Below are 14,843 nucleotides of genomic sequence, written 5' to 3' on the forward strand. Positions count from 1 at the left end.
ACAGAGTGCTTATCGCTTCCGATCAGTTCCGCATCGTCGTAGGCCTCGGCAAGAGCGGCATGTCCCTGGTTCGCCATCTGGCGAGTCGTGGGGTGCCGTTCGCCGTCGCTGACACGCGTGCGAACCCACCGGAGCTGGCCACTCTGAGAGCGCAGTATCCGAATATCGAGGTTCGTTGTGGCGAGCTCGATCCCCAGTTTCTCAGCCGCGCCAGTGAGCTATTGGTAAGCCCGGGCCTACCGATCAGCTTGCCAGCGTTGCAGGCAGCCGCTGCGAACGGCGTGAAGCTGTCCGGTGATATCGAACTGTTCGCGCGCGAAGCCAAGGCACCAATCGTGGCGATCACCGGATCGAACGCGAAGAGCACGGTAACCACCCTGGTTGGCGAAATGGCCGCCGCGGCCGGTCGCAAGGTGGCTGTAGGCGGAAATCTCGGGACGCCGGCGCTGGATCTGCTCAACGATGAGGTCGAGCTCTACGTCCTCGAGCTGTCAAGCTTCCAGCTGGAAACCACGGACCAGTTGAATGCCGAAGTCGCGACCTGTCTGAATATCAGCGAAGACCACATGGATCGCTATGATGGTCTGCCGGCCTACCACCAAGCCAAACATCGCATATTCCGCGGCGCGCGCCAGGTTGTAATCAACCGTGACGATCGACTCACGCGTCCGCTGATCGCCGACGACCTTCCAACCTGGTCGTTCGGCCTTGGCAAACCCGATTTCAAAGGCTTCGGGCTGTTCGAAGAAAGCGCGGAGAAGTACCTCGCCTTCCAGTTCGACGCTTTGATGCCGGCCAACCAGTTGAAAATGCGCGGGGCTCACAATCAGTCCAACGCACTGGCAGCCTTGGCGCTCGGTCATGCCGTTGGCCTTCCGTTCGAGCCAATGCTCGCCACCTTGCGTAACTTTGCCGGCCTCGCCCATCGCTGCCAGTGGGTTGGAGAGCGCAAAGGCGTGACCTACTTCGACGATTCGAAGGCGACCAACGTTGGCGCTGCTCTGGCAGCAATCGATGGGCTGGGTAGCGATATCACAGGCGAACTGGTGCTCATCGCCGGCGGTGACGGCAAGGGCGCGGATTTCTCCGCGTTGCACAGCCCGGTCTCGCATCAGTGCCGCGCGGTCGTCTTGCTGGGGCGCGATGCCGAGCGGCTTGCGGCGGCGCTCGAAGGGGCCGCGCCCATTCACCACGTCAAGACCCTTCAGGACGCCGTGCAGCTTGCGTCCAAGCTTGCCCAGCCAGGCGATGCGGTCCTGCTGTCGCCGGCCTGCGCCAGTCTCGACATGTTCGAAAATTTCGAAGATCGCGGACGCCAGTTCGCCGCTGCAGTGGAGGTGCTCAGCTAATGATCGCTTTCCTGCGCAGCGCGCCGTCACCCTTGTTCAGTCGGCGCGGCATCGACCTCGATTTCCCGATGCTCGCCGGCTGTCTGGCGTTGCTGGGCCTTGGGTTGGTCATGATCACTTCAGCCTCTTCGGAAGTCGCGGCAGTCAATGCCGATAATCCGATGTACTACATGATCCGCCATCTGGTTTACGTGCTGCTCGGTCTTGGCGCAGCGGCACTGGTACTGCTGGTGCCACTGTCTGTGTGGCAGCGGCTGGACTGGATGCTGCTGATCGGCGCGTTCGTGTTGTTGATTCTTGTACTGATTCCGGGCATCGGGCGAGAAGTGAACGGCTCCATGCGCTGGATCGGTTTTGGTGCCTTTAACGTACAGCCCTCTGAATTGGCCAAGCTGTTCGTCGTGGTCTATCTCGCGGGCTATCTGGTGCGTCGCCAGCAAGAGGTGCGCGAAAGCCTGTGGGGCTTCCTCAAGCCGTTTCTTGTGTTGCTGCCAATGGCCATGTTGCTTCTGCTCGAGCCCGACTTCGGTGCGACTGTGGTGATGATGGGTGCAGCGGTGGCCATGCTGTTTCTTGGCGGTGTCGGCTTGATCCGGTTCAGTCTGCTGGTCCTGTTGGCGGTCGGCGCTGTGTTCATCCTGGTGCAGACGCAAGAGTATCGACTGCAGCGGTTGATCACCTTTACCGACCCCTGGGCGGATCAGTATGGCGCGGGCTATCAGTTGACTCAGGCGCTGATCGCATTTGGTCGTGGCGAATGGCTGGGTGTCGGGCTGGGCAACAGCGTCCAGAAGCAGTTCTACCTGCCTGAAGCGCACACCGATTTCGTCTTTTCAGTCCTGGCCGAGGAGCTGGGTATGGTTGGCGCGCTGCTGACCATCCTGCTGTTCGCTTTCGTGGGGGTACGCGCTCTATACATCGGGCTCGCGGCTGAGCGGGCGCGGCAGTTCTTCGCTGCATATATAGCCTGGGGCGTTGCGTTCCTTTGGCTCGGGCAGTTCTTGATCAATGTTGGGGTAAATATTGGTTTGCTGCCGACCAAAGGTCTGACGCTGCCGTTCTTGAGTTATGGCGGCAGCTCGCTGGTGGTGACCTGCGCCAGCATGGCGTTATTGCTGCGCATCGAGTGGGAAAGCCGCACGGTGCTGGGCAGCGAAGATGCCGAGTTCAGCGAAGACGATTTTGCCGAAACGCCTGCGCCGCAAGGTAAGGGGGTCGCGCATGGGCGGTAATGTCCTGATCATGGCCGGCGGAACTGGCGGGCATGTGTTCCCGGCGTTGGCCTGCGCTCAAGAGTTCCAGAGTCGCGGCTATAGCGTGCATTGGCTGGGTACTCCGCGCGGCATCGAAAACGAAGTGGTTCCGGCGGCCGGTCTGCCGTTGCACCTGATCCAGGTAAGCGGGCTGCGCGGCAAAGGTGTGGGCTCGCTTCTCAAGGCGCCATTCCAGCTGCTGCGCTCGCTCGGGCAGGCTCGGCGCATCATGCGCGAGCTGCAGCCCGTATGTGTGCTTGGGCTTGGCGGTTACGTGACAGGGCCCGGTGGCCTCGCGGCGAAGCTTGCTGGAGTACCGCTGATCATCCATGAGCAGAACGCCGTGGCCGGGACCGCCAATCGCAGCCTGGTGCCATTCGCCCAGCGGGTCTGCGAGGCCTTTCCGAATACCTTCAGCAACAGCGCCAAGCGGCGTACGACCGGCAATCCGGTGCGTCACGAGCTGTTTCTCGAAACGCCGCGGCAAACGTTGCTCGGCCGTCGCCCTCGACTGTTGGTGCTGGGCGGTAGCCTCGGCGCCGAGCCTTTGAACAAGCTATTGCCAGAAGCGCTCGGCCAGTTAAGCGAGGAGCTGCGTCCCGAAATATTCCATCAGGCCGGCAAGCAACACGCCGAAATCACGCGGGAGCGCTATGTCGCCGCGGGTGTCGAGGCCGAAGTGGCACCTTTTATCAAGGATATGGCCCGTGCTTACGCCTGGGCTGATCTGGTGATCTGCCGCGCCGGTGCGCTGACGGTGTGCGAGCTGGCAGCCGCTGGCTTGCCTTCGTTTCTGGTGCCGCTGCCCCATGCGATCGACGACCACCAGACCCGTAACGCCGAATATCTGGCGAAGGAAGGCGCCGCCATTCTTCTCCCTCAAGCAACGACCGATGCTGCCGCGCTCGCCGCGCAGTTGACCGAGGTAATGATGCAGCCGGAAAAACTCAAGGCCATGGGAGCAACGGCGCGCCGCCTGGCTCGGCCGGACGCCACTCGAACCGTCGTCGATATCTGCCTGGAGGTGGCGCATGGCTAAATCCCCTGCAGCGGTCAAGGCAGAAGTACGGCGCATGCGCCGCATTCGCCGGATTCATTTCGTTGGCGTCGGCGGCGTCGGCATGTGCGGCATCGCTGAAGTGCTGCTGAATCTCGGGTACGACGTCTCGGGTTCGGATCTAAAAGCCTCCGCAAGTACCGAGCGTCTGCAGAATTTCGGTGCGCAGATCTTCATTGGGCATCAGGCCGGCAACGTAGCCGGTTCCGATGTGCTGGTGGTTTCCAGTGCGGTCAACACCACCAACCCTGAGGTGGCGTTCGCCCTTGAGCAGCGGATTCCGGTGGTGCCCCGCGCAGAGATGCTCGCCGAACTGATGCGCTATCGTCACGGCATCGCCGTCGCAGGCACCCACGGCAAGACCACCACAACCAGCTTGCTGGCCTCTGTTTTCGCTGCGGGTGGGCTGGATCCTACGTTTGTCATCGGTGGTCGCCTGACCGCGGCGGGCACCAACGCACAGCTCGGGACCAGCCGCTACCTGATTGCCGAGGCCGACGAAAGCGACGCCAGCTTTCTGCACTTGCAGCCGATGGTTGCAGTCGTGACCAATATCGATGCCGATCACATGAGCACCTACGGCGGTGATTTCGGCAAGCTCAAGCGCACTTTCGTCGAGTTCCTGCACAACTTGCCGTTCTACGGACTGGCAGTCCTCTGTGTCGATGACCCGATAGTGCGCGAGGTCATTCCCCAGGTGAGCCGGCCGATCACAACGTATGGCACTCACGAAGATGCCGACGTACGCGCCATCAACATCCGCCAGGAAGGCATGCGCACCTACTTCACCGTGCTACGCGATGGTTTCGAGGCACTTGATGTTTCGGTCAACATGCCGGGCAACCACAACGTGCTCAATGCCTTGGCCACCATTGCCATCGCCACCGACGAGGGCATCGACGACGATGCTATCGTCCAAGGTCTTTCGCATTTCGGTGGTGTCGGTCGACGCTTCCAGGTCTATGGCGAGTTGCCGGTGGACGACGGCAGCGTGATGCTCGTTGACGACTACGGCCATCATCCGCGTGAAGTTGCAGCCGTGATCCAGGCCGTCCGGGGCGGGTGGCCTGATCGCCGCTTGGTCATGGTTTATCAGCCGCACCGCTTCAGCCGAACCCGTGATCTGTACGACGACTTCGTTCAGGTGCTGAACGAAGCCAATGTGCTGCTGTTGATGGAGGTGTACCCGGCCGGCGAAGAGCCTATTCCGGGCGCAGACAGCCGCCATCTGGCCCACAGCATCCGCCAGCGCGGCCAACTCGACCCGATCTATATCGAGCGTGGCGTCGATTTGGCTCCGCTGGTCAAACCGCTGCTACGACCGGGCGACATCCTGCTTTGCCAGGGCGCCGGCGATATCGGTGGGCTGGCCCCGCAACTCATCAATAGTCCCCTGTTTGCTGGCGCTGCGAACGCCACGAGGAAGAGCGAATGACGGCCCTCCAATCGACTCGTGATCCCCAGGCGTTCGGCCGGGTTGCCGTGCTCTTCGGCGGCAAGAGTGCCGAGCGCGAGGTATCGCTGAAATCCGGTGCTGCGGTGCTGGCGGCGCTGCAGGCCGCAGGCGTCGATGCGTTCGGCATCGATGCCGGTGATGACCTGCTGACGCGCTTGAGCAATGAGCACATCGATCGTGCATTCATCGTGTTGCACGGGCGCGGCGGTGAGGATGGCAGCATGCAGGGCTTGCTCGAATGCGCCGGTATTCCCTATACCGGCAGCGGCATTCTCGCGTCGGCGCTGGCCATGGACAAGTTGCGCACCAAGCAGGTCTGGCAAAGCCTTGGCCTGCCGACACCGCGACATGCCGTGCTGGCGAGCGAGCGCGATTGCCGTGATGCCGCCGAGCGCTTGGGCTTTCCGCTAATCGTCAAACCGGCCCATGAGGGGTCCAGCATCGGAATGGCGAAGGTCGCCGGCGTCGACGAGCTGATTGAAGCCTGGCGCGCAGCGAGTACATACGACTCGCAGGTTCTGGTCGAACAGTGGATCCACGGCCCGGAGTTCACCATCGCCACGTTGCGCGGCGCGGTGCTGCCACCGATCGGCCTCGGCACACCGCATACATTTTATGACTACGACGCCAAGTATCTGGCCAACGATACCCAGTACCGCATTCCGTGTGGCCTGGATGCCGCCAAAGAGCAGGAGCTCAAGGAGCTCTCCGCACGCGCCTGCGAAGCCGTGGGAATCCAGGGCTGGGCGCGTGTCGATGTCATGCAAGACAACAGCGGTGCGTTCTGGCTGCTGGAAGTGAACACCGTTCCAGGGATGACCGACCACAGTCTGGTGCCGATGGCCGCGCGCGCAGCAGGGCTGGATTTCCAGCAGCTGGTGCTGGCGATCCTTGACGCCAGCATGGCGGCAGGGAACTGACCCATGATCACTACGCTGCGTCACTCACAACCCGGAACCGGACGCGCTTCGCGCAAGCCGGCGCAGCGGGGCGCGAGCCGTCTGGTGCAGCGCGAACCGCTTTCTGCGCGCTTGCCTCGGCCGAGCCTGGGTTCGCTCAAGCGTGCCCTGTGGCCGGTATTGCTCGTGGGGCTGGCTGTGGGACTTTACCAACTGAGTGGCTACCTCGCGCCCTATGCCGATAGGCCGATCGCCAAGGTCAGTGTTCGGGGTGAGCTGACCTACGTCGATCGGCAGGTGGTACAGGCGCGCATGGCTCCGTTCGTCGAAGCCAGCTTCTTCAAGGTGGATCTCGATGCATTGCGTCGCGACCTTGAGCAAATGCCGTGGATAGCCCATGTCGAAGCGCGTCGGATCTGGCCGGATGAGGTCATGGTGCGTCTTGACGAGCAGTTGCCTATCGCTCGCTGGGGTGACGAATCGTTGCTCAACAATAACGGCCAGGCCTTCGCGCCGGACGATCTGACCGGATATGAACACTTACCGCAGTTGTATGGTCCGAAGCGGGCCCAGCAACGGGTCATGCAGCAATACCAGGTGCTTAGTCAGATGCTGCGGCCACTCGGTTTTTCCATCGCTCGCCTGGAATTGCGGGCGCGCGGCAGCTGGTTTGTGACGACCGGGCAGGGCGTCGAGTTGCTACTGGGAAGAGACCAGATAATCGAAAAAATGCGGCGCTTCACTGCCATCTACCAGCAAGAGCTGGCGCAGGAGAGCGACAAAATTGCGCGGATCGACCTTCGCTACGCCAATGGCCTCGCCGTTGCGTGGCACGAGCCGACCCCGACCACGACGGATGAAGCCGTCGTTGCGAAGAATTGAGGAATGAAACACATGTCTAGCGTGCAAAGCGGCAAGATGATCGTCGGTCTCGATATCGGCACCTCCAAGGTGGTGGCGCTGGTCGGCGAAGTGACGCCGGATGGCGAATTGGAGATTGTCGGGATCGGCACGCACCCGTCGCGTGGCTTGAAGAAGGGTGTGGTGGTCAATATCGAGTCCACCGTTCAGTCAATCCAGCGTGCCGTTGAAGAGGCACAGCTGATGGCCGGCTGCCGCATCCACTCGGCATTCGTCGGTCTGGCCGGCAACCATATCCGTAGCCTCAACTCGCACGGGATCGTCGCCATCCGGGACCGTGAGGTCAGCACTGCCGACCTCGAGCGTGTGCTTGATGCTGCCCAGGCCGTCGCTATTCCGGCTGATCAAAGGGTTCTCCACACGCTGCCACAGGACTACGTAATCGATAACCAGGAAGGCGTGCGCGAGCCGCTGGGCATGTCGGGCGTGCGCCTGGAAGCCAAGGTCCACGTCGTTACTTGCGCGGTCAATGCAGCGCAGAACATCGAGAAGTGCGTACGTCGTTGTGGTCTTGAGGTTGACGACATCATCCTCGAGCAACTGGCCTCGGCGCATGCCGTGCTGACCGATGACGAGAAAGAGCTGGGCGTCTGCCTGGTGGATATCGGAGGCGGTACCACCGACATCTGCATCTTCACCGAGGGCGCGATCCGCCACACCGCGGTCATCCCGATCGCCGGTGATCAGGTCACCAACGACATTGCCATGGCGCTGCGTACCCCGACCCAGTATGCCGAGGAAATCAAGATCCGCTACGCCTGCGCGCTGGCCAAACTGGCAGGGCCCGGCGAGACCATCAAAGTACCGAGCGTCGGAGATCGACCGCCGCGGGAACTCTCGCGCCAGGCACTGGCCGAAGTCGTGGAGCCGCGTTATGACGAGCTCTTCACCTTGATTCAGGCCGAGCTGCGTCGCAGCGGCTATGAGGATCTGGTCCCTGCTGGGATCGTTCTCACTGGCGGTACCGCGAAGATGGAAGGCGCCGTCGAACTCGCCGAGGAAATCTTCCACATGCCGGTGCGCCTCGGCGTACCGCACAGCATCAACGGACTCGCGGACGTGGTCCGCAATCCCATCTATTCAACGGGCGTGGGCCTGCTGCTCTACGGGATGCGCAAGCAGACCGAGGGCACATCCATGTCCGGTCTCGGCAACTTTGCCGAAGAACCCAAGACGTCTGTCGTGGACCGGCTCAAGAGCTGGATCCAGGGCAATTTCTGAGCAGTGCGGCTGTACCTAAAACTAGAAAGCTGGAAGGAGAGAGGGAAATGTTCGAACTCGTAGATCATACCCCGCAAAGTGCAGTGATCAAGGTCATTGGCGTAGGCGGAGGTGGCGGCAACGCCGTCAATCACATGGTGCGCAACAGCGTTGAAGGCGTGGAGTTCATCTGCGCCAACACCGATGCCCAGGCGCTGAAGAAAATCGAAGCGCGGACCGTACTGCAGTTGGGTTCCGCCATTACCAAGGGCTTGGGCGCAGGCACCAATCCCGACATTGGCCGTCAGGCTGCGATGGACGATCGTGAGCGCATCGCCGAAGTGCTGCAGGGCGCCGACATGGTGTTCATCACCACCGGCATGGGCGGTGGTACCGGCACTGGCGCCGCGCCGGTGATTGCTTCGGTCGCCAAGGAAATGGGCATCCTGACCGTTGCAGTAGTGACCCGTCCGTTCCCATTCGAAGGCCGCCGCCGCATGCAGGTCGCTGACGAAGGCATCCGTCAGCTGTCGGAGTGTGTCGACTCCCTGATCACCATCCCCAACGAAAAGCTGCTGACCATTCTCGGCAAGGATGCGAGCCTGCTGTCTGCCTTCGCCAAGGCCGACGACGTGCTGACCGGCGCCGTGCGCGGCATTTCCGACATCATGCAGCGTCCGGGCCTGATGAACGTCGACTTCGCTGACGTCAAAACCGTCATGGGCGAAATGGGTATGGCGATGATGGGGACCGGTTGTGCCACAGGCCCGAACCGCGCTCGCGAGGCCACCGAGGCTGCGATCCGCAACCCGCTGCTGGAAGACGTCAATCTGCAGGGTGCTCGCGGCATCCTGGTCAACATTACCGCTGGTCTGGATCTTTCGCTGGGCGAATACGCGGCGGTGGGCGAGATCATCGAGGCGTTCGCGTCCGACGAGGCGACAGTTAAGGTGGGTGCTGTAATCGACCCCGATATGCTCGACGAACTGCACGTAACCGTGGTGGCAACTGGTCTCGGACCGCGTAACGAGAAGCCGGTCAAGGTTGTAGACAATACTCTGCAAACCGCAGCCGTGGCGCCGCAGCCCGCTCCAGCGCCGCGTCAGGACCAGGCGGCCGTGAACTATCGGGACCTTGACCGCCCCACCGTGATGCGTAATCAGGCCCACGCGGCGGCGACCGCAGCGAAGATGAACCCTCAGGAGGATCTGGATTATCTCGATATTCCGGCATTCTTGCGTCGTCAGGCTGATTGATTGGATGTATCAGGACTATCGGGGTGATTGGTATTCAGCAAAGTGGGGTTCTGCTATGATCGCCACCTTTGTTGGAAACCATTCGCAACAGCGCACTAGCGAAAACGAGCCATGATCAGACAACGCACCTTAAAGAACATCATTCGCGCCACAGGCGTCGGCCTGCATTCGGGGGAAAAGGTTTACCTGACCCTGAAGCCGGCTCCCGTGGACACGGGAATCGTGTTCTGTCGCACCGATCTCAACCCGCCTGTGCAGATTGCCGCACGGGCCGAGAACGTGGGCGAGACGACCATGTCAACTACGCTGGTTAGCGGTGACGTCAAAGTCGATACGGTTGAGCACTTGTTGTCAGCGATGGCTGGGCTGGGCATCGACAACGCCTACGTCGAGCTTTCCGCTTCGGAAGTGCCGATCATGGACGGTAGTGCTGGTCCTTTCGTATTCCTGATTCAATCGGCCGGCCTGCAGGAGCAGGACGCCCCCAAGAAGTTCATCCGCATCATCCGCGAAGTTTCGGTGGAGGACGGCGACAAGCGCGCCACTTTCCTGCCATTCGAAGGCTTCAAGGTAAGTTTCGAGATCGATTTCGACCATCCGGTTTTTCGCGGTCGTACCCAGACCGCCAGCGTGGATTTCTCCAGTACTTCCTTCGTCAAGGAAGTCAGTCGTGCCAGAACCTTTGGGTTCATGCGTGACATCGAATTCCTCCGCTCGCACAACCTGGCCCTGGGCGGAAGCGTCGAAAACGCTATCGTGGTCGACGAAGATCATGTGCTCAACGAAGACGGCCTGCGGTACGAGGACGAGTTCGTAAAGCACAAGATTCTCGATGCAATCGGTGATCTTTACTTGCTGGGCACCAGCCTGATCGGCGAATTCCGCGGCTTTAAATCCGGACATGCCCTGAACAACCGTCTGCTGCGCACCCTGATGGAACAAAAGGATGCGTGGGAAATGGTGACGTTCGAGGAGTCCCAGACCGCACCGATCTCCTATATGCGCCCGGCAGCAGCCGGCTGAGCTGTACTCTCTTTCCTTTTAAGGCCACCTTTCGGTGGCCTTTTTTTTGCGAAATAACAGACCGGTGAATGAACCGGTTCGTCAGTTCATGCCGTCCAGCAGGCCGGCCATGTCATCGGCATGTTCTTCCTCCTGTGCGAGGATATCTTCGAAGATTCGCCGTGTGGTCGGATCTTTGTCCCCGATGTACTGGACGATTTCCCGGTAGCTGTCGATCGCGATGCGTTCAGCCACCAGGTTTTCGAACACCATGTCACGCAGCCCGTTTCCCTCCGCATATTGCGCGTGGGCGCGTTCGGTCAGGCTGTCGGGGTTGAAATCCGGGGCGCCGCCGAGCTGCACGATACGCTCGGCCAAACGATCGGCATGCTCCTGCTCTTCGTTGGCGTGCTCAAGAAACTCATCGGCGGCAACGCTCGACTTCAGGCCTGTGGCCATGTAGTAGTGGCGCTTGTAACGCAGGTAGCAGACCAGCTCGGTGGCGAGTGCCTCGTTGAGCAGGTTGATCACCGTATCGCGATCGGCCGAATAGCTTTCAGTCACCGCGCCATTTTCGACATGCTGGCGCGCGCGCTCGCGCAACGTCTGTTTGTCGCTCAATTGCACATAACTCATCACGATTTCCTCCATCTGTGGCGCGCGGTATCGCGTCGCCATGGCTGTCGCGCCTGTCGGCGTCTCGCTGGGCCATAGGTTGTGATAGGCGAGGGCGCGGAAAGTTTAGCCACGTCCGTCGCTAGGGCGCTCCGGCTTGCCCGGCTCTTCGATAGGGACGGGTTCGCCGGGGTCACGGCGCTCAGGCTCCGGCAGCGGGCTCGGCGTGCCGTCGTCCCGCGGATCGGGTTCTTGCATGCAGTGCTCCATTAACTGAGGGCCTTTATCAGATCGTCCTTGCGCATCTTTGAACGACCTCGCACGTCGCGCTTCTGCGCTTCGTGCATCAGTTCGTCGCGGGTGAGATCGCTGAGTGACGTACTGCCTGATCGGTCGTTACGTGCCGAACCCTTGTTGGGTGACTTGCCGGAGCGAGCCTCAGCCGCTCGATGTGCTGAATCCTTGCGGTCGGCTCGCTTGGCTGTCTCGCTCTTTTCTTGCCCCGAGCCACCCTTGCGCTCACCGCCGCCGGACTGCTTGTTGACGGTGGCCCAAGCGCGTGCTTCCGCTTCTTTAGCGGGCACGCCACGCTCTTCATAGCTGTCTTCGATATGTTCGGCTTTACGTTGTTGTTTTTCGGTGTATTTGGATTTCTCTCCTCTGGGCATGACGGCGTCCTCTTGGTGATTGGCGATGTGAGCCTAGGTGGGGTGACGTCTGGGCGAGATTGGCCGCGACGCTTATCCTGTTTGGTCCGCACAACGGGTCTTGGGTTTCACTCGTGTTAGCATTGCCGGCTCGTGCAATATGCCCCCTGACGGACGAATGATTCATTCTTTTCGCTCGCAAAGCGGCGTGTCAGGTCTGCACTCGCACAATAATTCCCATTACGCCTCAATCGGGCGGAACAAAACCCATTTATGCTGGCCTGAACCAGGCGCGGGCTGCGCTATCTCGGTAGTTGTAGCGTGATGCGTGTATCGAGTCTGTTACAAATCCATGCCTGCCGTTTACGGCGGGCCTTGAACGAGGCGCTAACCAGATGCGAATCCTAGTATGCGGAGCCGGTGGCCAGGTCGGCCACGAGTTGATGAACCGTGCCGGCGGGTACGGTCTCGAAGCGCTCGGCATGACTCGCGACCATCTTGATATCACTGACGCGGGCCAGGTGGCCGAGGTAGTCGGCCGACTCAAGCCGGGGCTTATCATCAATGCGGCCGCTTACACGCATGTCGATAACGCCGAGACGCACAGCGAGCAGGCTTACAGCGTGAACCGTGATGGTGCGCAACGGCTGGCGCAAGCGGCACGTCAAGCCTCCATTCCTCTATTACACATCTCCACCGATTACGTGTTCTCCGGTAATGCCCAGACGCCTTACAGGGAGGTCGATGAAGTCGCACCAACGGGTGTTTATGGTGCTAGCAAGTTGGCGGGCGAAGCGGCCATCCAGGCAGCGCTGGACGAGCACCTTATCATGCGTACCAGTTGGGTCTATGGGGCGCATGGCCATAACTTCGTAAAGACCATGCTGCGCCTTGGCGATCAGCGTGACGCGTTATCAGTGGTTGCCGATCAGTTTGGCTGCCCGACTCAGGCGGGCAGCATTGCCGATGCGTTGCTCGAGCTGGCGAAGCGTTATGCCCAGAACGGCGTGCTGGAGTGGGGGCTCTATCACTACAGTGGACGATCCCCCTGTACCTGGTTCGATTTCGCCGTAGAAGTCTTCCGTCAAGCAGAAGCCAAAGGCATGCTTGCTGCTCGTCCGAAAGTATCGCCTATCAGCACCGCTCAGTACCCCACCCCCGCGCGCCGGCCGGCTTGGTCGGTGCTCGATTGCTCGAAGTTCGAGACCACGTTCGGTATCGAAACCAGAGACTGGCATGACGATCTTTCCATTGTTCTCGACTCCCTGGCCAGGGCTGCAGCAGCAGTCGCAGCTGGCGCCGCGCAGCATTCCCAGGCTTGAACAGCCAAAGCAGCCAATACCGACTCAGGCGCATATACGCCTGGGCTTGATCTGGTGATCTGACGCGGGACTCAGGTATTCTGCGCGGTCTTTTACGGGGCGGCATGACGTCGCAACGTTTGCTGGAGAAGCCGCGTGGTGGTGTTTCAGGCGATATTGCCGATCTTTGGCTTGATCATGCTCGGCTACCTGCTGGGCTGGCGTAAATGGCTGGCGGGGGAAGCGGCAGCCGGGCTCGCCAACATCACCTTCAAACTCTTCATGCCGGCGGTTCTGTTCACCGGTATCGCTCGGGCCCAGCTGAGCGACGGGATGTCGCCGACGCTATTGCTGGCCTACTTTGGGCCGGTGCTCACCGTTTTTGCACTGGTTGCGCTAGTTGCTCATCGCTGGCTGGGCCGAGCTTCCCCTCTCGGCTTGACGGCGGCGTACTCAAACAATGTGCTGGTCGGCATCCCTCTGGTGACCACCTTGCTCGGGTCGGAGAGTCTGGTGTACGTGTTTGCCATTCTGGTATTCCACAGCCTGATCCTGTTTTCGCTACAGAGCTCCTATAACGCGTTCGGCTCAGGGCAGAAGATCAGTGCCACCGGACTGCTGAAGAATCTGGCCAACCCGCTGATCGTCGGTCTCTTGCTTGGCGCTTTGCTGAACGTGTCGGGCTGGGAACTGCCTGTGCCGATCTGGCGTGTTGCCGACTGGCTCGCCCAGGCGGCCTTGCCTTGTGCGTTGATGGTGTTGGGCATCAGTCTGTCACGTTATCGGCTGCGACCCAGTGCTACGGCGCTGGGCCTGGCGCTGGTGAAGCTGGGTCTGCTTCCGTTGCTGGTCTGGTATGTCGGCGGATGGTTGCCGGGCCTTAGTCACGAGGCCCGGAGTGTGCTGGTGTTGTTGGCCGCTTGCCCGAGCGGTGTCAACGTGCTGGCATTCGCAGTCACTCCCGAGGACACCCGCGTCGTCAGCTCGACGGTGTTCCTGTCGACGCTGCTGGCCGTGATCAGCTTGCCGCTGTGGATGCTGCTGCTGTCGTCCTGAGGGGTGTCAGGTCTGCTTATCGGTGTGCGCATGGTTGGCGATGATGTCTTCCAGGCGCAACCCGGTCAGGCCGTGGATGGTTTTCCAGAGGTAGTAGAAGATTGCCATCATCATCACCATGCTCGGGATCGCGATCATCGGGTAGCTGAGCAACGTCATGCGGCCGAGTTCCGCGTTGAACGCTTCGCTCCCGGCGGGACTGTTGACGATCCATTTGGCCAATACGTAGTTCATGAACGACGAAAAGAAGAAGGTGGCGCTGAGAAAGTAGGTGGCACGCAGCAGCCGCGTCTCGAAGTGGGCGGTTTGCCCGTTGCGCTCAAGTTGTTCATGAACCTTGTCGACGTTTAGCACCTTGGGGTTGTACAGCAGCGTGCGGATCAACGGAAAACGTGTGCGGGTGGAGGCCAGCACGGCGATGCCAATGATGCCCGGAATTGCAGCCTCTTTGATCGCCAGCCATTGCGGGTCGAGCTGCAGCAGACCGATACCTCCGGTCAGCAGCACGCTTATCAGGCCCAGCAGCGCAATCCAATTGAACTTGCGGTATTTAGCCAGTTCGAACAGTCCCCAGCCGAGCGGAAAGGCCAGCGCCAGCAACAATGCGCCATCCGCCCCAAGGCGATCATCCCCGCTGAGCTTCATCAGGATCAGCGATGGAATAACGATACTGATGGCCAAGTCCATCAAAGGGCGCGGTTTATGTGCAGCCGGTTGATCGGAACCGGGGCGGTTGGTACGGGTATTGGTCATGTGATTCGACTTCGTCTCGTAAGAGGGCGAATGATCGCGCGGCCAAGCGCGTCTGGCCATAGGGCAATGGTGTCGTTT

15 protein-coding genes are annotated in these 14,843 nt (G+C 60.8%); 11 read left to right on the forward strand and 4 right to left on the reverse strand.

Annotated elements, in window-relative coordinates; genetic code table 11:
- Positions 1-5: 5 nt before the first annotated feature.
- The 9 genes from murD (at position 6) to lpxC (ending at position 10,414) form a co-directional block, all read left to right on the forward strand.
- Positions 6-1,349 (forward strand): UDP-N-acetylmuramoyl-L-alanine--D-glutamate ligase, encoded by a 1,344-nt coding sequence (gene murD / locus PSTU_RS0119285; RefSeq protein WP_019342663.1) that lies wholly within the window; start codon positions 6-8, stop codon positions 1,347-1,349.
- A complete protein-coding gene (gene ftsW / locus PSTU_RS0119290) occupies positions 1,349-2,581 on the forward strand; it encodes a putative lipid II flippase FtsW (RefSeq protein WP_019342664.1) in 1,233 nt (410 codons plus the stop codon). Before murD ends, ftsW begins: the two co-directional genes overlap by 1 nt.
- Positions 2,571-3,641, forward strand: a complete 1,071-nt coding sequence (gene murG, locus PSTU_RS0119295) for an undecaprenyldiphospho-muramoylpentapeptide beta-N-acetylglucosaminyltransferase (RefSeq protein ID WP_019342665.1) — start codon at positions 2,571-2,573, stop codon at positions 3,639-3,641. The genes ftsW and murG overlap by 11 nt, the downstream gene beginning before the upstream one ends.
- Positions 3,634-5,094, forward strand: a complete 1,461-nt coding sequence (gene murC, locus PSTU_RS0119300; protein WP_019342666.1) for a UDP-N-acetylmuramate--L-alanine ligase — start codon at positions 3,634-3,636, stop codon at positions 5,092-5,094. Before murG ends, murC begins: the two co-directional genes overlap by 8 nt.
- Positions 5,091-6,035: a D-alanine--D-alanine ligase gene (locus PSTU_RS0119305; RefSeq protein ID WP_019342667.1), complete on the forward strand. Its 945-nt coding sequence runs from the start codon at positions 5,091-5,093 to the stop codon at positions 6,033-6,035. Before murC ends, PSTU_RS0119305 begins: the two co-directional genes overlap by 4 nt.
- Before the next feature lie 3 nt (positions 6,036-6,038).
- Complete coding sequence (locus PSTU_RS0119310; RefSeq protein ID WP_019342668.1) at positions 6,039-6,896, forward strand: cell division protein FtsQ/DivIB; 858 nt, start codon at positions 6,039-6,041, stop codon at positions 6,894-6,896.
- A 12-nt stretch (positions 6,897-6,908) separates the two neighbouring features.
- Complete coding sequence (ftsA, locus tag PSTU_RS0119315; RefSeq protein WP_019342669.1) at positions 6,909-8,156, forward strand: cell division protein FtsA; 1,248 nt, start codon at positions 6,909-6,911, stop codon at positions 8,154-8,156.
- A gap of 47 nt (positions 8,157-8,203) precedes the next feature.
- Positions 8,204-9,391 (forward strand): cell division protein FtsZ, encoded by a 1,188-nt coding sequence (gene ftsZ / locus PSTU_RS0119320; RefSeq protein ID WP_019342670.1) that lies wholly within the window; start codon positions 8,204-8,206, stop codon positions 9,389-9,391.
- Positions 9,392-9,502: 111 nt separating this feature from the next.
- The gene (gene lpxC / locus PSTU_RS0119325) at positions 9,503-10,414 is read left to right on the forward strand and encodes a UDP-3-O-acyl-N-acetylglucosamine deacetylase (protein WP_019342671.1); all 912 of its coding nucleotides are present in this window, start codon (positions 9,503-9,505) and stop codon (positions 10,412-10,414) included.
- Between the two features lie 81 nt (positions 10,415-10,495).
- On the opposite strand, the gene PSTU_RS0119330 is transcribed toward lpxC, so the two are convergent.
- The 3 genes from PSTU_RS0119330 to PSTU_RS0119340 form a co-directional block, all read right to left on the reverse strand.
- A complete protein-coding gene (locus PSTU_RS0119330; RefSeq protein ID WP_029404882.1) occupies positions 10,496-11,029 on the reverse strand; it encodes a ferritin-like domain-containing protein in 534 nt (177 codons plus the stop codon).
- Between the two features lie 105 nt (positions 11,030-11,134).
- Positions 11,135-11,266, reverse strand: coding sequence for a hypothetical protein (locus PSTU_RS22210; protein WP_019342673.1), 132 nt, complete (start codon positions 11,264-11,266; stop codon positions 11,135-11,137).
- Between the two features lie 11 nt (positions 11,267-11,277).
- Positions 11,278-11,676 (reverse strand): termination factor Rho, encoded by a 399-nt coding sequence (locus tag PSTU_RS0119340; RefSeq protein WP_019342674.1) that lies wholly within the window; start codon positions 11,674-11,676, stop codon positions 11,278-11,280.
- A 374-nt stretch (positions 11,677-12,050) separates the two neighbouring features.
- On the opposite strand from PSTU_RS0119340, the gene rfbD reads away from it, so the two are divergent.
- Complete coding sequence (rfbD, locus tag PSTU_RS0119345; protein WP_019342675.1) at positions 12,051-12,977, forward strand: dTDP-4-dehydrorhamnose reductase; 927 nt, start codon at positions 12,051-12,053, stop codon at positions 12,975-12,977.
- Between the two features lie 135 nt (positions 12,978-13,112).
- On the forward strand, positions 13,113-14,012 hold the full coding sequence (locus PSTU_RS0119350; RefSeq protein WP_019342676.1) for an AEC family transporter: 900 nt from the start codon (positions 13,113-13,115) through the stop codon (positions 14,010-14,012).
- Between the two features lie 6 nt (positions 14,013-14,018).
- Here the strand turns inward: PSTU_RS0119350 and PSTU_RS0119355 are convergent, their stop codons facing one another.
- Positions 14,019-14,765, reverse strand: coding sequence for a VC0807 family protein (locus PSTU_RS0119355; RefSeq protein ID WP_019342677.1), 747 nt, complete (start codon positions 14,763-14,765; stop codon positions 14,019-14,021).
- Positions 14,766-14,843: the final 78 nt, after the last annotated feature.

It is taken from the genome of Stutzerimonas stutzeri SDM-LAC, assembly GCF_000235745.1.
In the GTDB taxonomy this organism is placed as follows: domain Bacteria; phylum Pseudomonadota; class Gammaproteobacteria; order Pseudomonadales; family Pseudomonadaceae; genus Stutzerimonas; species Stutzerimonas stutzeri_H.